The 22031-nt window shown below is 49.8% G+C and carries 12 protein-coding genes; 5 read left to right on the top strand and 7 right to left on the bottom strand.

The window, feature by feature from the left end:
- Window positions 1–703: 703 nt before the first annotated feature.
- Window positions 704–2227: a TROVE domain-containing protein gene (locus tag HGH92_RS06330; protein WP_168869893.1), complete on the bottom strand. Its 1524-nt coding sequence runs from the start codon at window positions 2225–2227 to the stop codon at window positions 704–706.
- Between the two features lie 107 nt (window positions 2228–2334).
- On the opposite strand from HGH92_RS06330, the gene HGH92_RS06325 reads away from it, so the two are divergent.
- A complete protein-coding gene (locus HGH92_RS06325) occupies window positions 2335–3375 on the top strand; it encodes a helix-turn-helix transcriptional regulator (RefSeq protein ID WP_168869892.1) in 1041 nt (346 codons plus the stop codon).
- 35 nt (window positions 3376–3410) lie between these two features.
- On the opposite strand, the gene HGH92_RS06320 is transcribed toward HGH92_RS06325, so the two are convergent.
- Genes HGH92_RS06320 through HGH92_RS06300 form a run of 5 tightly spaced genes read right to left on the bottom strand, consistent with a single transcriptional unit; the run spans window position 3411 to window position 11180 of the window.
- Window positions 3411–4451, bottom strand: a complete 1041-nt coding sequence (locus tag HGH92_RS06320) for a family 16 glycosylhydrolase (protein ID WP_168869891.1) — start codon at window positions 4449–4451, stop codon at window positions 3411–3413.
- 3 nt (window positions 4452–4454) lie between these two features.
- Window positions 4455–5336, bottom strand: coding sequence for a PKD domain-containing protein (locus HGH92_RS06315; RefSeq protein ID WP_168869890.1), 882 nt, complete (start codon window positions 5334–5336; stop codon window positions 4455–4457).
- Between the two features lie 10 nt (window positions 5337–5346).
- The gene (locus HGH92_RS06310; protein WP_168869889.1) at window positions 5347–6435 is read right to left on the bottom strand and encodes a PKD domain-containing protein; all 1089 of its coding nucleotides are present in this window, start codon (window positions 6433–6435) and stop codon (window positions 5347–5349) included.
- An 18-nt stretch (window positions 6436–6453) separates the two neighbouring features.
- The gene (locus HGH92_RS06305; RefSeq protein ID WP_168869888.1) at window positions 6454–7953 is read right to left on the bottom strand and encodes a RagB/SusD family nutrient uptake outer membrane protein; all 1500 of its coding nucleotides are present in this window, start codon (window positions 7951–7953) and stop codon (window positions 6454–6456) included.
- Between the two features lie 11 nt (window positions 7954–7964).
- A complete protein-coding gene (locus tag HGH92_RS06300; RefSeq protein WP_168869887.1) occupies window positions 7965–11180 on the bottom strand; it encodes a SusC/RagA family TonB-linked outer membrane protein in 3216 nt (1071 codons plus the stop codon).
- A 259-nt stretch (window positions 11181–11439) separates the two neighbouring features.
- Between HGH92_RS06300 and HGH92_RS06295 the strand changes: the two genes are divergently transcribed.
- The 4 genes from HGH92_RS06295 (at window position 11440) to HGH92_RS06280 (ending at window position 21012) form a co-directional block, all read left to right on the top strand.
- Complete coding sequence (locus tag HGH92_RS06295) at window positions 11440–14331, top strand: triple tyrosine motif-containing protein (RefSeq protein WP_168869886.1); 2892 nt, start codon at window positions 11440–11442, stop codon at window positions 14329–14331.
- A gap of 307 nt (window positions 14332–14638) precedes the next feature.
- Complete coding sequence (locus HGH92_RS06290; protein ID WP_168869885.1) at window positions 14639–15829, top strand: ROK family transcriptional regulator; 1191 nt, start codon at window positions 14639–14641, stop codon at window positions 15827–15829.
- Window positions 15830–15956: 127 nt separating this feature from the next.
- The gene (locus tag HGH92_RS06285) at window positions 15957–19073 is read left to right on the top strand and encodes a SusC/RagA family TonB-linked outer membrane protein (RefSeq protein ID WP_168869884.1); all 3117 of its coding nucleotides are present in this window, start codon (window positions 15957–15959) and stop codon (window positions 19071–19073) included.
- 19 nt (window positions 19074–19092) lie between these two features.
- Window positions 19093–21012, top strand: coding sequence for a SusD/RagB family nutrient-binding outer membrane lipoprotein (locus HGH92_RS06280; RefSeq protein ID WP_168869883.1), 1920 nt, complete (start codon window positions 19093–19095; stop codon window positions 21010–21012).
- A 62-nt stretch (window positions 21013–21074) separates the two neighbouring features.
- On the opposite strand, the gene HGH92_RS06275 is transcribed toward HGH92_RS06280, so the two are convergent.
- Window positions 21075–22010, bottom strand: a complete 936-nt coding sequence (locus tag HGH92_RS06275) for a LysR family transcriptional regulator (protein ID WP_168869882.1) — start codon at window positions 22008–22010, stop codon at window positions 21075–21077.
- Between the last annotated feature and the right edge of the window lie 21 nt (window positions 22011–22031).

Here is a 22031-nt window from a genome sequence, read left to right as displayed (position 1 = left end):
GCCTTGTCCTACCAATTGGACGATCGCGGATTGCTCCGTCTGCAGGACTCGAACCTGCACCAAAGGATTTGAATCGAAGTAACCCATTATTACGGCACCTGGCATTGTTAACACAGGGTAATAAGCTGAATAGGACGGTCTACAGTGGAAATGAAGTATCCCATTCAAACGACACCTGTATATTTTTGAGCATCGCCTTTTGCGATGCTTTTTTATATCAGGGTAACAAGCACGATAGGATTGAAGTTCAACCTAAATGAAGTATCCCAGCGTTACGACACCTGATAATTTTTGAATAACATAACAACAAGGCGATAAAATTAACAGGACTTTTCTGTTGTTTATCCAACTAACTACCCCGGTGCTCACCGGGGGCAGGACTCGAACCTGCGATCTCAGATTGACGAAGTAACCCGTTGTGACGGCACTTGTTGTTATGTTATTGTAAATGTTGCCCGGACAGGGATCGAACCTGCATTTTCATTGCTGAACAGTATGGCTGTAAATACGCTTCCCTACTGACGTTGAGGTGTTCGGTGCACTGTAAATTCTGACCATGACAGGGCGTGCCCGTCACGATATGTTCCATACACTCCGCGGAGCCGAATTTTACCGCAGCTTTGTCCTTTTAAGCTACCGGGCCGGTTGTGCAGCGCGCCTTTTCAGCGCGCTGCGGTTTTTATGAGTTAACAAAAACGGATGATCAAAGGGTTATACTATGGATGTGTTCCAGTGCAGTCTGTCCATTTTCAATGGCTTCCACCACATCGAATACTTTATCGCTCCAGCCGCTGATGAGGTATACATCGTTCTGACGTGTATCCACCGGCGTTGTACCCAGTCCTTTCAGGTCAAAGAGGTACAGTTTTGCTTTGGGCGCCACCTGTGTTTTATAATGCGCCCAGTTGCTGGCGAATGCATCGTACGGTCCGCCGTTGCTGTTCCACAGCTGGCAGTCGGTGAAGAGCATGATCTTATCGGCCACATAGGAGCGTTTGATCAGGTCTTCTATCACCAGGTAGCCGTTGGTGGAGTAACCTACTTCACCTTCTCTTTTGTAGAACGCGTCTACATTGGCGAGGATGCTGTTACCCGGCAGCGCTACGGTTTTCCAGGTGTCGCCGAACATGCCTGTTACCACGTTTTTGCATTTATGCTGCAGCAGCATACCCAGCATCAGGCCGATGTCGTAGCCTTTTATTTTGCTGCGTGGAGACAGTGGGAACTGCATAGATCCGGACACGTCGCAGGCGATCACCACGCGGGTGTTGGCATCGAAGCCTTTCAGGTGTTCCACGCTGGTTTTGACAGCGGTTTCCAGGGCCTGCATCAGCTGGCCTGTTAGGCCATGCGGCACTTCCTGCAGTTCGCGGTAAGCCGCGAGGTAGCGGAACGGCAACTGTTTGGATTTCAGGACAGCTGCCGGATTGGTCAGGTGTTCACATACCATGCTGATGTACGCCGGGCTGATATCTGCCTGCAGCATATTGCGCAGGTTACGCATAGTAGCCATGTATCCCAGCTGTTTGCTGTTGATCAGTTCTCCCCAGGCTTCCTGCATGGCCGCTCTTTTAGCGTTTTCAGAAGTAAAAGAACGCTGGCCGACGGCCGACAGGGTGGTTTCCCAGGTATAAGGTACAGACAGTGTGTTGTTAACTATTTTGTTGAACACTTCCTGCTGCATTTCATTCTTTGCTTTCGGATGCACCAGGAACAGGGCGTCTCTCAGCGAGATCGCTGTTTTACGGTTGTATTTTGCAAACTGGTATTCATCGAAGTGGTTGAATGCCAAGGCCAGTCCCTTCTGTACCTGTTTGCTCAGCCTGTTCAGCTTTTTTACTTCCGTACGGTTGTTGGCCATGGTGTAATAGGCCAGCATTTCCGTGATTTCATCCGCACGCTGTATTACACGCGCCACTGTTTTACCCACCAGCGCATTACCGTTGAAGCGTTTGGCCATTTCCACGGCCAATACCATCGGGATGCTACGCAGATACATTTTTTCGCGGGCATAAACGGCCAGTCTGGCTACGAAGGCCGGATCGTTCTGGTCCATCAGGGTGCAGATACGAGTCAGCCTGTCACTGGTCCCTTCGTAAAACTGGTCATTCAGCGAGGCTGTCACCACACTGGTGTACAGTTCCATTTCCGGAGTCATCTTGTATGCCGGTGCGCCTTCATGATTGGTCGACTTCTGGGAGCCTTTGGTGAAAAGATTGAATTTCATATCATTTTGTATTACTGTGTGATTGATGATACAAAGATGTCCCCCTATATGCGCAGTCTTTTTGCGCAGGTCTATTTTTTATTTATTTTTATTAAAATTTTTTCCTGATGCCTGTTAACCGTAACGCATTAATAAGATATAAAACCATCGATACCTGCCTTCGAAACCGCCGCCGGCGCTGGACTTTACAGAATCTGATCGATAAAGTGTCTGAAGCCCTGTATGACTATGAAGGCATGGAAAAAGGCATCAGCCGCCGTACCATCCAGGCTGACATTCAAATGATGCGCAGTGATAAGTTGGGCTACAATGCTCCTATTATTATTGTAGAGAAGAAATATTATACCTACGAAGACGCCGACTATAGCATTACCAATATCCCGCTGAGCGAACATGACCTCTCTCGTATGACAGAAGCCGTCGAGGTGCTGAAACAGTTCAAGGGCTTCTCCCATTTCCAGCACCTGAACGCGGTGGTACAGAAACTGGAAGGCCACGTGTATGCGTCGGCACACGATCAGCGGACGGTCATCGACTTTGAAAAAAACGAGCACCTGCGGGGGCTGTCCCACCTCGGTATGATCTATGATGCGATCGTCCGGGAACAAACGATGCTGTTGAAATACCAGTCTTTCCGCGCTAAATCAGCCAGCATCATGCATTTTCACGCCTGGTGGCTGAAAGAATTCAAAAACCGCTGGTTTGTGGTGGGCACCAAAAATGATTCGCCGGCTATTGTTACCCTGGCACTTGACAGGATCGAAGAACTGAAAATCGACGAAACAATTTCCTACCGTCCTAACGATCAGGGACATACGCCGGAAGAGTATTATCAACACACCATTGGTCCTACTGTGGCCAAGATACGCCCCATGAAGGCTACCATCCTGGTCACGCCGGAACATGCGCCCTATGTGCTGACCAAGCCTCTTCACCGTAGCCAGAAGGTAGAATCCGTGGGGCCGGAAGGGACGACCATCTCTGTTGTAATAGAGCATAACCTGGAGCTGGAACGTGAAATCCTGGGGTTTGCGGATGGGATGAAGGTATTGGGTCCGGAGAGATTGCGGGCTAATATCCAACGGAAGCTGCAACGGGCGGCGGGCAACTACGGAAAAGACGATAGTAAAAACGAACAGCCGGCTTAACAAGATAAGCCGGCTGTATTTTTTTGTTGAATTCTTTAATTTTTATACACTCTCACATAATCCACTTCCATCGTTCCTTTGGTGAAGGCCGGGTCGATGGCGCCACCGAAATTCCCACCCATAGCAAAGTTGAGCAGGATAAAGAAATTGTGGTTGAAAGGGAGGCCGGCAGCGTTATTAAAAGTGAAATAGAGTTTATCGTCCACGTACCAGCGGAGTTGTTTAGGTGACCAGTCCAGCGTATACTTATGGAATGCGCCGGTTTCATTGGCCACCATGGTGGTGCCGCCGTCGGCATTACCGCCTGCATGGTCGGGATGATGCACGGTGCCATATATTTTCTGCGGTTCATTGCCCTTATGCTCCATGATGTCTATTTCACCGCAGGCGGGCCAGCCGGCTGTAGCGATATTACTGCCCAGCATCCAGATGGCGGGCCATGTACCGCCGCCTGCCGGCAGTTTGGCGCTCACTTCCACCCGGCCGTAGGTGAAATCAAACTTGCCTTTGGTGAGCAGGCGGGCCGACGTATAATCTTTACCGTTGTAACTCTCTTTCTGTGCGTTGATCTTCAGCGTACCGTTGGATACCTGCGCATTCTGGAGCCGGTCGGTGTAATACTGGGCTTCTGCGTTGCCCCAGCCGTTGTCACCATTGCCGATATCATATCCCCATTTTTTCGGATCGGGCGCACCGTCCTGGTTAAATTCATCCGACCATAGCAGTGCCGTGGATACCGGAACGGCTACCGACACAGACTTGGCGATAGTGAGGCCGTCGGCGCTTTTAGCGGTGACCTGTACGCTGTAGTTGTTGGTGCCGGGAGTATTATAGGTATAGCTCGTACTGCCGTTAGCGGTAGTCCTGATATAGCCGTTGCCGAAATCGTAGTCGTAACTCACCGCGTGATCGGCCGTGGCGGTGAAGATAACGGTGCCGCTGCTGTCGGTGCTCACGGTGGCATTGACTACCAGGTTCAGCGGCGCCACTTTTTCCGGTGGTGTATTGTCGTTTGATTTTCCACAGCTGCTTAGTGCCACGAGCAGCGCCATCATTATTCCAGTTACATGTTTCATAAGCTATTGTATTGCGATTAGTTTAACATACCATGCTCCGGGGTCCTGGACGCAACGTAACGTCATATGCGTGTCTGTTCTTTCCAATACCTGGTATTTATGTACGCCCAGATATAGTCCGAGATGGCCTTTTACCGGGAAGGTGATAAATTCTTCGGTGGCGCTGCCGTCGTATCCGAATGTTTCCGTATAGTCGGCAGCTTTAGGGCCGGCAAGGGTGTAGTCGCCGGTGCCTGTTAACGTTGGGTCGAAGTCTTTGAGATATTCCTTTTTGCCGAACAGGTCGTTGTGGGTGGTGTGGGTGAACACGTTGCCGTTAACGTTGAAGGTGTAGATGTCATCGTAGATGCCGAGGCCATCTTTTTCATTCGGGGCGGCGGCCCACCATGCCGGTGTAAATACATCTGCACCGGACACGCCGAGGTGACCAGGCGCGTCTTTGTCTACCCGCCATCTTTTGGTGCCGTTGTTGGTGAGCATACTGACCAGCTCCGGGTTAGGCGTGAAGGCACGGTATATCTCCACCTCCACGGTATTGGTGCTGGTGATGCCGGCTTTACCGGAGGCATACACGGTGACGGTGAATTTTTTGATGCCGGTATGTTTGTATGTATACGTGTAGGCGTTGACGGTACTGGTCTTAGATGGTTGTCCATCGCCGAAATCCACTTTGTAGTTATAGGCATGTTCGGAGCTGATGTTCAGCTGTATGGTGCCGGTGCCGTCGCCATTGGGATGGGTGGCATCTTTCCCGTTGATGGTGAGCGTAAGCACCGGTTTGCCGGGTGTGTCGAGGCTGCCGAATTTATAATCGTCTTTGTTGCAGCTGCCGGCCAGCAACAGCACGGCAATGAACAGGAACGTTTGTTTTATATACTGGATCATACGTGTGCAATTAGTTGGTTAATACGATGTCGTCAAACAGGATGGTGTAGTTCTGGCTGCCATCCCCCTGAGTACCATTGTCCAGGAAGAACAGGATGTTCTGTAGTTTTTTGCTGTTGTCTGTAATTTTACTGCTGAAGTCGAAGGTCAGCTCTTCCCAGGTATTGGCTTGCGTGGTAACGGCTTCCGTATTTTCCATGAAGGAGTTGTCGCCGTTTCTTTCCAGTTGCAACAGGACGCGCAGGCCGGGCCGCCAGGAATATACTTTTACTTTGAACTTTTTGGTAGTGGTGAAATCCATAGGGCTGCTCATGACGATATAATTGCCGGCCCAGGTCTGGTCTTTTGTTTTGATGATTTTGCCAACGGTGGCGCTGGTATTAATGCCGCCAGGGTATGGATTGGGAATAACGGAGGTAACGCTGCCGCCGAAATCGCCCCATGCGTAATTGATATCTGGTTGTTCAAATGTCATGGGCAGGGTGAGCGCGTTGTAGATCGTCACTTCTTTGGTGGCCGCGGTGCTGGCGGCGCCTCCGCTGAGGGCTTCCACCTTCACCTGGTATTTGCCGGCCTGGGCGTAGGTATGTGTAACACTGGCACCTTCAGCGATCAATACTGGTACTTCATTGGCCGCATCGCCGAAGTACACTTTGTATCCTCCGGTCGCGTACAACGCTTTGGCCGACACTGTAAGATCATGCAGGCTGGCGTTGGCCGTGATGGTCAGGCTTTCAGGTGCCCGGAATGTTACAACAAGTTGTTTGGTGACCTCTGTTTTCTGGCCGGTAATGCCGCTGGCGACTACTTTCACCGGATAGGTGCCTTCTTTATAAATGTGGGTGGTATTTTGTCCGGGAAGTACGCGTGCCGGGTCGGTGGTGGCGTCTCCAAAATAAATATCGTAGGCGGTAGCGCCGGCGCTGTTGGGCGTAATGGTGACAAGGCCGGAGTTATCGTTGGTGATTTTAAAGTTGATGGCTTCGTCGGAAGGGGCGGTACCTGTTTTCAGGAAGTCCGTATTGTCGAAGGTGTCTTTGTTGCAGCTGCTGCCCAGGGCAATGAGCAGCAGGAGCGGTATATACGAAAGTTTGTTCATGCTGTTGGATGTTGATGGTTAATAACCCGGATTCTGTTGCAGTTGGGATATCTCTATTTCCCGTTGGGGAATAGGGAACAACTCATTTTTACCTGCTTTGAAACCGGTAATGACAGTAGCTGCGCGGCCGGTGCGGACCAGGTCAAAGAAACGGTCGCCTTCCATGGCCAGTTCCAGCCGGCGTTCATCCCATATCGCCTGTCTGAGCGCTGTTCCGGAAGCGGTAACGTCATGCAGGTTATCGCGGAAAGCGCGGCGGCGTACCTTGTTGAGATAATCGCGGGCTTTGGCATCGTTGGGCGTAGCAGCACGGTTGTTGGCCTCTGCGGCCAGCAGCAGCACTTCTGCATAACGGATGGTGCGATAGTTGTTCAGGTAGTTGAGTTCTGTCTGACCGGAAGTTTCTCCTTTACGCGGCAGGTATTTCTGGTTATACAGACCGGTGTTTTTGTAGGGTGCTGTCTGGTAAGTGATCGTAAATTCCGGGTGCGCTGTTTTGTAGGCTTCTATGTCCAGCACGGTCACCTCTTTCCGCTGATCGCCGGCAGCATAGGCTTTGGCCAGTTCCTGTGTAGGCAGGTTGGTGCTCCATCCCGGCGCATATGGACTGGAACCTGTAAGACCGCGGATACCGCATTGCTGCACAGCATAGTTGCCCTGGCCGCGGGTGGCGGCACCCCAGTTCCAGTAAGGGAACAGGTTGGAGTACTGGATTTCAAATATTGACTCAGCGCCGTTTTCGCCGGATTGTACGAAGATGTCGGCGAAATTGGGCACCAGTGTAAAGGGACCGTTGGCCACGTTTTCCAGTATGGCAGCTGCGGCGTCGAACTTGTTTTCGTAAACCAGCACTTTGCCCAGCAATGCCTGTGCGGCGTATTTGGTGACGCGTCCTGCCTGCGGGTTGGTGTTCGGCAGCACCGCAATGGCAGCGTTGAGGTCTTTTTCTATTTGCGCGTACACATCGGCTTTAGGCGCTCTTTGCAGCTTCCTGGAATCGGACAGGTTTAACCGTCTTTCAAAAAACAGGGGCACATCTCCAAAAAATTTCACGAGCGTGAAATAGTAATATGCGCGAAGAAAATATATTTCTCCGTAGAGCGCGTCTTTACCAGCGAAATTGATGCTGTTGCCGGAGATGTTTTTGTCTTTGTACTGGGTGAGATAATTAGCGCGGTTGATACCTTCATAGGCCGACTTCCAGATCTCGGTGAGATAGTCGTTGGCCGGCGTATAGGTATAGTCATCGATCTGTTGCAGGCCCAGCACGTCGGAGGCGTTTTCTCCGCCGGTAACGGCGTTGTCGGAGGCGATATCGCCAATGGGAACGGTTTGGTTGAGCCATTGCAACGGCGAGTATACGCTTATCACCATCGTGTTGTAATCATTGGCTGACTGGAGGTAGTCTTTTTCTGTAACGAGGAAATCTTCATGCGCGTCATAGTCCACCCACTTCTTGCAGGAAGGGAGCAACACCAGGGTAACGAGCAGTCCGGTTATATGCAGTAAGTTCTTCATGTTGTTAGTTTTTACAGTTTGAAATCAACGCCTACAGACCATGTCCTGGCTTGTGGGTAGGCGCCGCGGTCTACACCGGTGTTCATGATGAAACCGGATATTTCAGGATCGTAGCCGGAATATTTCGTGAAAGTGAAGGCGTTTTTCACCTGAGCGTAGAGGCGTACCTGTGAGAAGCCTGCTCTTTGGAAGAAGCTGGTTGGCAGGGTGTAGCCTAGCACGATATTTTTAATTTTCACAAAAGAGCCGTCTTCCACATAGCGGTCGGAAGCGCGGATATTACTGTTGGCATCGGTGAAGGAGTAACGGGGGTGGCGGGCGTCGTTGGTGCTGCCGGGGCCGGTCCATCTGTCCAGCACATCGCGGAATTTGTTGGTGTAATTGGCGTTCCTTTCATAGGCACGATATACGTCGTTGCCCACAGAAGCATAGGTGAACACGTTAAGGTCAAACTTTTTATAGGAGAGCGACAGGTTCCATCCGAGGGTGAATTTCGGGAAGGGGTTGCCTATCTCGGTTTTGTCTTTGTCGTTGATAACGCCGTCACCATTTACGTCCACGAAGCGGATATCGCCGGGCTGGGCGCCGTCCTGTCTGGGAGCTTTGGCGATTTCGTCGGTGGTCTGGAACAGGCCGGCGGTTTTGTAGCCATAAAAGTAGCCGGGCGCTTTACCTTTTTCAAAACGGGTCACATTCTGGGACACGCCGTTGAAGTAGTTGCCACCCTGAATGAAGGCGGTGCCGTCTTCGTTGGTGGCGGTCACGATATTACGGGCAGTGGTGAAGTTGATGTTGGTGCTGAGTTTCAGGTCACGGGTGATGTTTTCATTGTAGCCCACCGACAGTTCCACGCCGCTGCTGCGGGTAGAACCGATATTGGATTCCGGTACCTGCGCGGTGCCCAGGTACAGCGACGGTTCGGATACGAACAACAGTCCTTTTACTTCTTTCCTGAAATAATCTGCTGACACAGAGAATTTGTTTTTATAGAAGGTAACGTCGAAGCCGGCGTTGAACTGTGTCTGTTTTTCCCATGACATGCTGGGGTTGGCATAGGAGGCGACCGTAGAACCGGGGAGGAAGGTGTTGCCAAACGTGTAGCCGTTGTTGTTACCATCGGCATAGTTGGGCCCACCGGTGACTATTTTAACGGGAGAGGGCTTCACGTTCTCGTTGCCGACAGTGCCATAGCTGCCCCTGATTTTCAGGAAGCTGATCAGGTCTGACCGGAAGAAGTCTTCCTGGGAGGCCACCCATCCGGCGGAGCCGGAGAAAAAGTTAGCATACGGGTTATTTAAGCCGAACGCATAGGAGCCGTCCCTTCTGGCGGTAAAGGAGGCCAGGTACTTGTCTTTATAATCGTAGTTGATCCTGCCGAAGTAAGACAGGTTACGACGGAAAGAGTAATAGTTGCTGTTCGTGCGTGCGTTGAGGTTAGGCGCCACGTCGCCGCGCGGGTCGCGTACCTGTGTGGCTACGCCGTTGATCACGGTATCGCGGAAATAGATCACGCCGGCGGTATTGTTACCGGTGGCGGCACTGAGGTCGGCAAAGGCCCAGGAGTTGAAAGGCACGTCCTGAGCGGTGGCTGTGATTCCGTTGGCCGTTGTTTTATACATAGCGCCTCCGGCAACCACATCGAAGTGGTGATATTGTTTCACATTAAAGGTATAGTTGGCGAATGCTTCAGCGGTGAAACTGAAATTGCCTTCTTTGGTCTGCGAAACATTGTTATGTGAACTGGAGGAGATACCACCGAGGCCATTTTTGATAATCACGGGCGTACCATCGGCCATCATGGTGTTTTCCACATTGAGTGGGCCGTAGAAAGCCAGCGGCGTGAAGGTTTTGCCGGTATTGTCCCAGTTGGTGTACCCGAAACGGCCGGTCAGTTTCAGGTCTTTGATCACTTCATATTGCAGTTCCGCTTTACCATACAGCTTGTTGCCGTTGTTTTGGTTGAAGGTGTTCTCCAGTTTGGTGAGCGGGTTGAATATTTCAGAAAGCAGCAGGTTGCTGAAGCTGTATTTGCCATAGGTATTGGGCACATCATTATATACAGGCACAGTGGGGTCGAAGTTGAGCGCGCTGCCGATAATGGAGTTGAAAGAGTTTTCCTGTATCCCTTTGCTTTTGATGTTCACGAAACTGGTATTCAGGATGAATTTCAGCTTGCGGGTGATATCTACTGAAACGTTGGCCGTAACATTGATCCTTTTGAAGTTGGATTTGCTGCCGCCGCCGGTGATGCCGTCCTGTGCGAGGTAGCCGGCAGACAGGAAGTAGGTCATCTTATCACTGCCGCCGCGGGAACTGGCATTGTAGCTCATGATGGGGGCGGAGTGGAAGATTTCTTTCTGCCAGTTGGTGCCTGCGCCTAATTTGGTAAGATCGGGGAAGATGATATTACCGCCGGAGGCCACGCTGCCTTCATTGATAATGGCGCCATATTCGGCTGCGTTCAATACCGGGATGGTTTTCAGCACTTCTTGTACGCCGTAATTGGCATTGATGGTCAGATCGGGCTTCTGGTTCTTTTTACCGCCGCGGGTGGTGACCACAATAACGCCGTTGCCGCCTTTCACGCCGTAGATAGCGGTGGTGGCCGCGTCTTTCAGTACGTTGATGGATTCGATGTCTGCGGCATTGAGTGCGTTGAGGTCATCGAGCGACTGCATGGCCCCATCGATGATCACGAGAGGATCGGTGCCGGTGTAGGAGGGGATGCCTCTTATCAGCACGGTAGGTTTGGAGCCGGGGGAGCCGCTCTGGATAACGTTCACACCGGAAGCGCGGCCTTGCAGGGCTTCTTCCGGTCTTACCGGGCGAAGGGACACAATATCGTTGCCTTTTACAGTAGACACCGCGCCTGATACTTTCGTCACTTTCTGGGTACCATAACCTACTACCAGTACCTCGTTAAGGTCACCGGGAGATGTCTGTAACCTGATGTGCAACGGTGCCGCAGTGATGGTGACTTCCTGTTGAATGAACCCTACGGCGGATACGTGCAGGATTTTTTCGCCGGCGAGCACATTGATGCGGAATGTGCCATCGGCATTGGCGGCTACGGCCGTCTTGCTGTTGCGGGACACCACTGATGCCCCGGGGATAGCTTCCCCTTTTTCGTCTGTTACTTTACCGGTAACGGGAATGTTTTGTGCCCATGACATATTGGCAAAAAACAACAGTACAGGCATGAGCATGCATGGAAGAAATTTTTTCATACGTGAGTCAGTTTTTACAGTTTCATACGGGAGGATGTCCGGTGATGATGCTGATCTTTCGTTTCAGTTTTTTTGAAGATTCCGTTTTGGATTTTAGTTGACAGGGATGTTGTTTGGATGCAGTAAAATTATAGGATGCCCTCTTCTACCCAAACAAAACCGCTACATCTCTACTACATCACAAATCAGCAAGAAATTGATTATCAATAAATATCGACTACATCATTACTACATCATCCTAATTTTATATCTTCATTTTATGAGAAGATGGTGTTTGCTTATCTTGATATACCTATACTCGCTGACCTGTGCCGGACAAAACACTATAGGGCTGCCACAGATCATCAATTACAGCAAAAGTGATTTCAAAGCAGGGACACAAACCTGGGACATCCGGCAAGACAGCAGAGGCATGATGTATTTCGCCAATAATGAAGGCATGCTGACCTATGACGGCAGTCACTGGAACGTATATCCGTTACCGAACAAGACGATTGTGCGGGCATTGGCCATGGACAGTAATGACCGGGTTTATGCTGGCGGCCAGGATGAAATAGGCTATTTTGAAAGGGCGGCCAATGGTGTGCTGACCTATACCTCTCTGAAAAAATTGCTGCCAAAATCGCAGAACAGGTTCGCGGACATCTGGCGGATAGAGCTCTATGGAGAATCCGTTTTTTTCCAGGCATCGGACAGGCTGATGGAGTATCGCAACAACAGTATTAAAGTATATCCTACTACCAGCGAATGGATGTACCTCCGGAAGGCAGGCAATAAATTATATGCACAGGACAAGGCTAACGGCCTGCTGCAACTGGAGCGTCATGAGTGGTTGCCGCTGAATATCAAACAACCGCTGAACAACGTGCTGATATCCGGTATCATGGAGATGGGGCAGGACAGCCTGTTGATCGCCACGCAAACAGACGGGCTGTTTCTCGTTGGGCCGGACGGTCATCTGCAAAAGCAGGACAGCCGTTTGCCGGCAGGCGTCAATCTCTCCGTATGCACCCGTATCAATGCCAATGAGCTGGTAGCCGCCACCACGGCGGAGGGTTGTTTGGTGATGGATTTCGCCGGGCGTATTGTGCAGAAAATCTCCCGGACGGAAGGGCTGCAAAACAATAATGTGCTCAGTGTTTTCCTGGACAGGGACAACAACCTGTGGGCCGGATTAAATAACGGGATTGGCTTTATTGCATACAATGCGGCCATTAAATATATCAATCCCAGTAAGACCAACGAAGTATCCGGTTATTCTGCGAGGATTTATAAAGGGCAGTTGTACCTCGCCACTTCTGACGGGGCGTATTATGTGCCGTTGTCGGGCAGTGGCGACCTGAGTTTTTCCAAAGGTGATTTTGTGCGGATGCCCGGCAGCCAGCATGAAGTGTGGCGGTTCGATGAAGTGAATGGCCATCTGCTGATGGGGCAGCATATCGGATGTTTTGAAGTAGCTGATCATGTGAGCCGGCCGCTGGCCTATGGTCCGGGTACCTGGCTGTTTAAACCGATGACGGCGGTATACCCTGCGGCAGAAGTTTTGGCCGGCACTTACGCCGGCGTGCGGATGCTGGGGTATGAGCATGGCCGTTTTACAGACAGGGGCATGGTACAGGGATTGCAGGAGTCTGTCCGGTTTCTGGAGATTGACAACAATAATGTGATATGGGCGTCGCATCCATACAGGGGCGTATATCAACTGCAGTTGTCGGCCGACCGTAAAACACTGACTGCGCATCTGTTTACCGACAGTGCAGGCCTGCCGTCCGCCTTGAATAATTTTGTGTTTAAAGTGAAGAACCGGGTGGTGTTTGGTACCGCGAAGGGGGTATACGAATTTGATGCAGCTATGGGGCGGTTTGTCCCTTCTGCTTTCCTGCAGCCTGTTTTCGGCACAATGGATATTCGTTATCTGAATGAGGATGCTGCGGGCAACCTTTGGTTTTGCAGCGGTAAAAAGATCGGGGTGGTGGATTTTCACCGGTCATCCGGCGGGAAACCTTTTACCATTACCTATATTCCGGAGCTGGACGGGAAGATATTGTTGGGTTTTGAAAACATCTATCCTTATAATAAAGAGAATATTTTCATAGGGTCAGAGAAAGGCATGATCCATCTGAATTATGAAAAGTATACGGGAAACCAGCAGCAGGTGCGTATTATGATGGGGCAGGTGAGGGCGTTGGGCAAATCGGACAGTTTGATTTTCGGGGGTTATTTTAACCGTACCGCAACGGGTTATGTGCAGGAAGAACAGGAGGTGCCGGCGTTGCCTAAGAGTTACAATTCTTTTCATTTTGAGTATAGTTCTCCCGCCTATGGGTTGCAGAACAATATAGAGTACAGCTATCAGCTGGAAGGATACGACGGGCGCTGGTCTGCCTGGTCATCGCGGCCGGAGAAGGACTATACTAATTTGCCTGACGGAAAGTATGTGTTTAAAGTCAAGGCCCGGGATAACCTTGGGCATGAGTCGGCGGAGTTGCGTTATCAGTTCAGCGTGAAGCCGGCGTGGTATAAAACCGTGTGGGCGTACCTGTTATACAGCCTGTTGCTGGCGGGGGTGTTGTATCTGTTGTACCGTTTGCAGGAGCGGAACCTGGCGGTGCAGCAGCGTAAGTTTGACGAAGAGCAGGCGCGGTTGAAATACATTCATCAGCTGGAGTTGGAGAAGAATGAAAAGGAGATCATAGAATTACAGAATGAGAAGCTGGCCAATGAGATCCGGTTTAAGAACAATGCGTTGGCTGATGCTTCGTTGCATTTGGTGGAGAAGGGGGATGCACTGGTGAAGGTAAAGGATATTCTGGCGAGTGTGTATAAGAAGAATGATAATAACCCTGAGATACGTAATGCCTTGTTGTTGTTGAACGATGTAGAGAAGAACAATGCCAACTGGGAGCAGTTTGCTTCTCATTTTGATGAGATCAACAATAATTTCCTGAAGAAGCTGAAGGACCGTTATCCGGTGCTGACGAATACTGACCTGAAGTTATGTGCTTATTTACAGCTGAAGCTGTCCAGCAAGGAGATTGCGCAGCTGATGGCGATTTCTGTGCGTGGCGTGGAGATCAAGCGGTACCGGTTGCGTAAGAAGCTGAACCTGCCTACAGAGCAGCAGATGACTGATTTTTTCCACACTATTTAATTTGTAAGCGTAAAGAAACAGAGGCCTGCCATATGGCGGGCCTTTGTTTCCTTACGTGAACTTAAACGTTTTACCTGCTTTTACGTTTTAGCTGATTTTTAAGCACTGATTTTTGCTTTTTTCTGATACAGAATTAACATTTTCATAATAACTTTACGCATTTTTTTGATAATTATATCGAACTAATTAAAATTTTCATGAAAGTTCTTGGTTGATTTTAGAAAGTTTGGCTATCTTGAACCGGAATTAAGAGATTTGCTGATTTACTTGTTATAAATTGTGACCAGACCAAATATTATCAATCAAAATGGTGTCTGACCGCCAGGAATTATTCAAGAAGACAATACTGAAACACCTTTACTTCAACAAGGAGTTGTCCTGTACCGATCTGACGCAATTGACCGGCAGGAGCCTTCCGCATACGACGAAAGCGCTGAACGAGCTGGTGAAGGAGGGGTTAGTGATGGAGTCGGGATATGCGATATCTACAGGGGGCCGTCGTCCGCAGGTATATTCTGTGCGGCAGGACTATCTGTATATATTATCTGTGGCGATGGACCAGTTCATGACCAGTATTTGTATTCTGGATATGGGCAACCAGGTGATTGGTGAAGAGCAGGTATTGGAATTATCATTATCAGCGCATCCTGACGGGATCTCCATCCTTGGGCAGGAATTAAAAAGGGTAATAGCACAATCCGGTATTCCGAAAGAGAAATTTGCCGGCATTGGCATAGGCATGCCTGGATTTGTGGACGTGACAAAGGGAATTAATCATTCATTTTTCGACACGTCTGCCAGGAGCATTAATGAATACCTGGAAATGGTGACCGGCATACCGGTAATTATAGACAACGATTCGAGCCTGATAGCGCTGGCGGAGTGGAAACTGGGCGAAGCCCGTCAAAGGCAGCATGCGCTGGTGATCAATATTGGTTGGGGCATTGGACTGGGGATGGTGTTGAATGGCAGCCTTTTCCGTGGGGAAAACGGATTTGCCGGTGAATTCAGTCACATTCCTTTGTTTACCAACAATAAGATCTGCAGTTGCGGAAAAATGGGTTGCCTCGAAACGGAGACCTCCCTTTCCGTGATAGCCGAGAAAGCGATTGCCGGAATTCAGGCAGGAAGGACCACGGTGATGAAAGGCTTGTCTATGGACAACAGGATTGCCACGTACCATCAGATTATGGACGCCGCTATCAAGGGCGACAAGTACGCAGTAGAATTATTATCAGAGGCTGGATATCACATAGGCAGGGGGATCGCTATACTGATTCATTTATTTAATCCCAAGCTGGTGATTTTGAGCGGGAGAGGCACAAAAGCCGGAAAGCTTTGGCTGGCGCCGGTACAACACGCATTAAACGAGCATTGTATTCCGAAAATCGCAGAAAATGTAGAAATAAAAATTTCATCCCTTGGGTATGCTGCAGAAAGGCTGGGAGCCGCAGCACTCGTTATGGAAAATTTGGATAAAGGCCAACAAAGAGGATAATCAAAAAAACAAGCTTCAATCAAAACTTAAACAGCACCGCCAAGGCTGTACAGGGCTTCGTGTGCTGTAGCTCGAACTATAACAGTAACGTGTCATCAACTATTATTTAAAATCAAAATTTACCGCAATGAAAAGGTGGTTAGGCTTTGCGCTGCTGGCTTGTCTGGTAGCCCTTTGCTGTCAAAGCGCTTATGCGCAGGAGAAAAAATGGGTATCCGGTACCCTGAAGGACGGCTCCGGCGCCCCTATTATCTATGCAACGATTGTTGAAAAAGGTACTACCAACGGTGCTACCTCCAACGAAAAAGGTGCCTTCCGCGTGCAGGTGGCGCCTAACGCCACCCTGGTGATCACCAGCGTAGGCTTTACCAGGATGGAAGTGCCTGCCAATGGTAATCTTGACCTGGTGATGCAGGATGCTTCCAAAGGATTGAACGAAGTGGTGGTAACCGCGCTGGGTATCAGCCGTGAGAAAAAATCACTAGGTTATTCCATGCAGGAAGTAAAAGCCAATACCCTGGTGGAAGCACATGAAACCAACATCACCAATGCGCTGACAGGCGTGGTGGCTGGTTTGCAGATCACCCGCGCCAGCGGTGGCCCTGCGGCGTCTTCCAAAATCAACCTGCGTGGTAACACTTCCCTGAATGGTAAGAACCAGCCGTTGATCGTAGTGGACGGCGTACCTATCGACAACTCCACCGGCGTAGGCTCCGACGGTACCAATGATTACTGGAACCCGTCTCTGGACATGGGTAACGGTCTGTCTGACCTGAACGCCAACGACATCGCCAGCATCTCCGTATTGAAAGGCCCTGCCGCTGCTGCATTGTATGGCAGCCGTGCAGGAGACGGCGTTATCCTCGTTACCACTAAAACAGGCCGGAAAAACAGCGGCGTAGGCATTACTGTTTCCTCCACACTGGGTCTGGAAACTTTCTTTACCCGCCCCGAAATGCAGAAGTCTTTCGGACAAGGTACTAACGGTGTCTTTAATGAAACTGCCGGTACCAGCTGGGGACCGAAAATTGAAGGCCAGGAAGTGACCAACTGGGCTGGTAAAAAAGAGAACCTGCGTTATTTTGATAACGTTAAGAACTTCTATAACATTGGCCTGAACCACAACCAGAATATCTCTTTCCAGCAGCAGTTTGATAAGACGTCTGTATATACGTCCCTGAACTACCTGAACGATAAAAGCATGATCCCGGGCACTAAACTGTCCCGCGTAAATATCACCAGCAGAATCTCCAGCAAGTACGGTGCAAAAGACCGCCTGTCTACAGATTTCAAAGTGCAGTATTCCAATACTAACGCGGTAAACAGACCGGCAACCGGTACCAACTCCCGTAACTATGCTACGTTGCTGTACAGCATGCCTGTTTCCATGGACGTCACCCAGTTTAAAAATCCGGTGAATGAATTCGGTAAAATGACCTGGTACAGTGTTGGTAACGATGTGAACCCTTACTGGGCCACCAAATACCTGCAAAACCAGGATATCCGTAACCGTTTTATCATGAACGGGTCCATGAAATACCAGTTCACCAGCTGGTTAGACGCTGAAGTGAAAGCCGGTGCTGATATGTATAACACCACTACAGAAAGCAAAACTTACGTCGGCAGCCCTGCCGCCGTTGATGGTGGTTATGGCACAGGCAGACTGAGTTTTACAGAGCTGAACTACAGCACCCTGATCACTGCCAAAAAGGAAAACCTCATCAGTAAACTGAGTGGCAATATCAGCGTGGGTGGAAACCTGATGAAACAGAAAACCTCTAACGTAGGTTATAGCACCGGCGCACTGGTAGTGCCTAACCTGTTTGCCATCAAAAACTCCAAAGGAGCTATTGCTACCACTGATGCAGCAACAGAGCAACGGATCAACTCCGTGTATGGAACGGCAGGCCTGAACTGGGACAGTTACCTCTTCCTGGACGTGACTGCACGTAACGACTGGTCATCTACACTGAGCCCTGAAAACCGCTCTTTCTTCTATCCTTCCGTGAGCTTGTCTTACCTGCTTACAGAACATATCAAATCCCTGCCGTCCTGGTTGAGCTATGGTAAACTGAGAGCTTCCTACGCAGCCGTAGGTAACAGCTTGTCTCCTTACCAACTGTACAACAACTATGTGATTGGTCAGGACCCTAACGGTAACATCACTGCCAGCCGTGATAAGATTTATTTTAATAAGGGCGTAAAAAGTGAGCTGATCAAATCTCATGAGTTTGGTGCGGAATTCCGTTTTGTGGACAGCCGCTTCGGACTTGATTTTACCTACTATAAATCCAATGCCACCAATCAGCTGATCGATTTACCGATGGACCCTGCCAGTGGTTATGGAAAACGTAAAATCAATGCCGGTAACATTCAGAACAGTGGTTTTGAAATCATGGCAGACGCCAGAATCCTGACCAATCCTAAAGGATTGATGTGGAATATCTCCGGTAACCTCTCCATGAACCGCAACAAAATTATTGATATCGGTGAAGCGGAAGGCGTAAGCATTTATCCGCTGGGTGGTTTTGATGCGGTGTCTATTGTTGCGAAAACCGGTTCACTGTATGGCGATATCTATGCCAGCAAAGTGTTAAGACGTGTAACTGATCAAAGCAGCCAGTACTATGGACAATTGATACTGGAATCCAACGGCCTGCCAAAAATTGAAGACGGTAATAAATACCTCGGCAATCAGGCGGCTAAAGCACTCGTGGGCATTACCAACTCATTCTCCTACAAGAATTTCTCCCTGGGCTTCCTGGTAGACGCCCGTATTGGTGGTGAAATATACTCGGTGACACAGCTGATGATGCAGAAAGCCGGTACAGCCGCTATTACCGCGCCTGGTGGTCAGAGAAACGATATTGTAGTACCTGGTGTTATCGATCAGGGTGGTGGAAAATATGTTCCCAATACCCAATCTGTTACACAGCAACAATACTGGAATGCGCTTAACAACGGTAACCTGGGCGCTCCTGAAATAAATACCTACGACGCTACCAGCATCCGCCTCAGAAACGTACAGCTGAATTACAACCTGCCTAAGAGCGTATTGGGCCGCATGCCGGTACAGGCAGTGAAAGTAGGCCTGTCCTGCAATAACGTATGGATGATTTCCAGCCATGCACGTGGCCTCGATCCGGAATCTGTATTCGCGATTGGTTCCAATGCTACCGGTTTTGAAAACGGTGCGCCTCCAACCACCCGCACATTCCTGGTGAACCTTAGCCTTAGTTTCTAACCATTAATTGCAAATTGACATGAAGAAAATATTCATAAAATCAGGCGTGGCATTGGCAGCGTTTTCCATGTTACTGTCTGCCTGTAGCAAATTTGATGATATCAATCAGAATCCCAAACAGGCCAGCGAAAGCCAGGTCCAGGAGGAGTTTCTCATCAATAGTTCTATTATCGCCGCCCAGATGGACCCGGACGTGGCTGAACGTTCATTCGTGCTGATCTGGAAAGCTGCCGCTCACCAGCAACTGGATGACGGTATTACTTCCGGCAATAACAACGATGGCTGGTCCGGCGCTTATTATACACAGATATCCGGCTGGCTGACCAGTATTAATGCTGCCGTTGAGTTGGGTGAAAAAAAGATAAAGACAGGTAACATCAACGAATATACGGCGAACCTGTTGCAGGTGTCGCGTATCTGGCGCGCATATTTGTTGAGCGAGATGTCCGACAACTACGGTCCTATTGCTATACAGGGCTACTCCAATGGTACCAATCCGGATTTTGCCAGCGTAAAAGACGTGTATTACTTTATCCTGTCTGAGCTGAAAGACGCCAGCACCAAGCTGAACACCACTCAGACACCTGGCGATGCCCTTGCGAAGCTGGACCCCGCTTACGGTTATGATTTCAAAAAATGGCAGCGTTATGCCAACTCCCTGCGCCTGCGCCTGGCCATGCGTTTGTCTGAAGTAGACGCTGCTAAAGCCAAAGCAGAATTTGAAGATGCGGCTGCCGGTAATCTGATCACCGACATGAGCCAGACTTTCCAGGTACAGGAAAAACCAGGATGGGATGCGCTTACCGGTGTAATGAGCCGTGAGTGGGACGAACAGCTGATGACTACCACCCTGGAGAATATCTATAACGGCCTTGGTGGCGTGAAAACCGCTGACCAGCTCACTGATCCGGTTTATCAGCCATATATCAGGGCTGCCGACTGGGCGGGCTTACAGCTGACAGACCACTTCCCGACCACTTCCAGTGATCCGCTGGCGGGCTTCTGGTTTGATGGTTTGCCGCAAACCATCGATCCGCGCGCTTACAAAGCGTTTATCCCTGCAGGTGATTTCTCCAATCCGAATTTCTCCCGTTATCCTTCCTATAATGAAAATGCATGGAAGAGAACAGCGCGTGCCCTGATGAAAAATGATAAAGACACCGCGGTACTGCTGGACGGTAAAATGGCCTGGAATGGGCAGACAGATGGCGACTGGGGCGCGAAAGGCACACTTAACCGCTGGTATTACTGGCCTGGTGGCGCTCCGCGTATGACGCAGCAGTTCCGTACCAGCACCAGCAAACGTATCTTCTTTGCTCCGTGGGAAACACATTTCCTGATCGCTGAAGCGGCGGTGAGAGGATGGAACGTACCGATGTCCGGCAAAGCGGCTTACGAAAAAGGTATCACGCAGAACTTTGAATACTGGGGCGTTTCCCAGTTTGTGGGCGCTTACCTGGCTTCTACGGATTTCAATAATGTGGGGACTTCCGTTAGCTGGGACCATACTGCTGAACCTCCGGCTACGCACACCATGAACTTCAAAAACGGTTATACCAATGCTCCCGGCACTGTTGCCATTAAGTATCCGGTTAACAACCTGTATAAAAACGGTAGTGTGAAGAATGACCTGTTAACCAAGGTTATTACACAGAAATACATCGCTAATATGCCATGGCTGCCACTGGAAGCATGGAGCGATCAGCGCAGGCTCGGTCTGCCCTTCTTTGAAACACCGAACGTTGAGCAACCAATACCTGGCCTGCCGGGATTGAACAATGGTAACTATATGACCAGCAACGTTAAGTTTTATCCGCAGCGTATCAAGTATCCTTCTGTCATGAGAAATGCCAATGGCAAGGGATATGATCAGGCCGTACAGGCACTGGGTGGTACAGAAGAGGTGACCACGCCGCTGTGGTGGGCTAAACAAAAGTAATTTTTGCTTCACTATAACTGTCACGTCAGCCGTTAATTGGAAACAATTAGCGGCTGGCTTTTTTACAGCGCGCCCATTTCTTTGCGAAAGATATCTTCCACCATTTTGATTTCCTTGCTGTAGATAGTTTTTTTGCGCGACCCGAAATACAGCGTGTTCTCCACTTTGACGTCCCCTGCCCATACGGCTTTCACTTGTCCGGATTTGATCTCGTCCCTGCAAAGGAAATCGGGTATAATGGCAAAACCTTCATTGCCGCTCAGGCAACGCACAATAGAGCTGATATTGGGCACGATATAATTAGGCTTGAAGTCGATGTTCTGCCGGAGGTTCATTTTCCAGAACCGTTTCAGATGGTCCATGTCCGCCGCGGTACTGTACCATACCTGTTGTTTCAGCCAGTTTTCCAGCGCTCCGATTTTTGCCGCTTTTACTTTCTCGTCTTTTACATCGATCTCTTTCAGCAGTGTTTTAAGTGGTTTGATATTCGTACGCTCGCCACATACCAGGAGGATTTTCTCGCGGGAGAAAGGTTTGAATTCCAGATTGGTCTGTTCCCCTTTTTCCGGCGTCACAATGAGGTCCAGCACCCCTTTGTCGAGGTCGTGTATCATTTCCTGGTACAGGCCGAATTTCACTATCACGTTGAAGGGCAGGGTGGAGATATACCTTTCCAGTGTAAACTGGAATGTTTCAAAGCACATGCCTATGCTGATGGTGGAGCGGCCTTCGCGGCTGCTGCGGTGAAATACCTGCTCCGCCATTTCCAGTCTGCTCATCGGTTCCTGGATGAAATTATAGAGCACTTTGGCCCTTTCCGTAGGCACCATTTTCTTCGCGGAACGGTCAAACAGTTTATAACCGGTGGCCACCTCCAGTGAGTTGAGATGTAGGCTCACGCCCGGCTGGGAGATATATAACGCCTGCGCTGCCGCAGTAAGGGTACCCTTTTCATAAATGGTTTTGAAGGTACGCAACCATTCCATGTTCAGATTCATAACCTATCATTTTTCTGATAC

Source organism: Chitinophaga varians, assembly GCF_012641275.1.
Lineage (GTDB): Bacteria > Bacteroidota > Bacteroidia > Chitinophagales > Chitinophagaceae > Chitinophaga > Chitinophaga varians_A.
This window is presented reverse-complemented; position numbering and strand designations above follow the sequence as displayed.

Coding starts and splice junctions, on each gene's coding strand:
- HGH92_RS06330 (WP_168869893.1), bottom strand. CDS start 2,227: ATGAAATTCAATCTTTTCACCAAAGGCTCCCAGAAGTCGACCAATCAT.
- HGH92_RS06325 (WP_168869892.1), top strand. CDS start 2,335: ATGCCTGTTAACCGTAACGCATTAATAAGATATAAAACCATCGATACC.
- HGH92_RS06320 (WP_168869891.1), bottom strand. CDS start 4,451: ATGAAACATGTAACTGGAATAATGATGGCGCTGCTCGTGGCACTAAGC.
- HGH92_RS06315 (WP_168869890.1), bottom strand. CDS start 5,336: ATGATCCAGTATATAAAACAAACGTTCCTGTTCATTGCCGTGCTGTTG.
- HGH92_RS06310 (WP_168869889.1), bottom strand. CDS start 6,435: ATGAACAAACTTTCGTATATACCGCTCCTGCTGCTCATTGCCCTGGGC.
- HGH92_RS06305 (WP_168869888.1), bottom strand. CDS start 7,953: ATGAAGAACTTACTGCATATAACCGGACTGCTCGTTACCCTGGTGTTG.
- HGH92_RS06300 (WP_168869887.1), bottom strand. CDS start 11,180: ATGAAAAAATTTCTTCCATGCATGCTCATGCCTGTACTGTTGTTTTTT.
- HGH92_RS06295 (WP_168869886.1), top strand. CDS start 11,440: ATGAGAAGATGGTGTTTGCTTATCTTGATATACCTATACTCGCTGACC.
- HGH92_RS06290 (WP_168869885.1), top strand. CDS start 14,639: ATGGTGTCTGACCGCCAGGAATTATTCAAGAAGACAATACTGAAACAC.
- HGH92_RS06285 (WP_168869884.1), top strand. CDS start 15,957: ATGAAAAGGTGGTTAGGCTTTGCGCTGCTGGCTTGTCTGGTAGCCCTT.
- HGH92_RS06280 (WP_168869883.1), top strand. CDS start 19,093: ATGAAGAAAATATTCATAAAATCAGGCGTGGCATTGGCAGCGTTTTCC.
- HGH92_RS06275 (WP_168869882.1), bottom strand. CDS start 22,010: ATGAATCTGAACATGGAATGGTTGCGTACCTTCAAAACCATTTATGAA.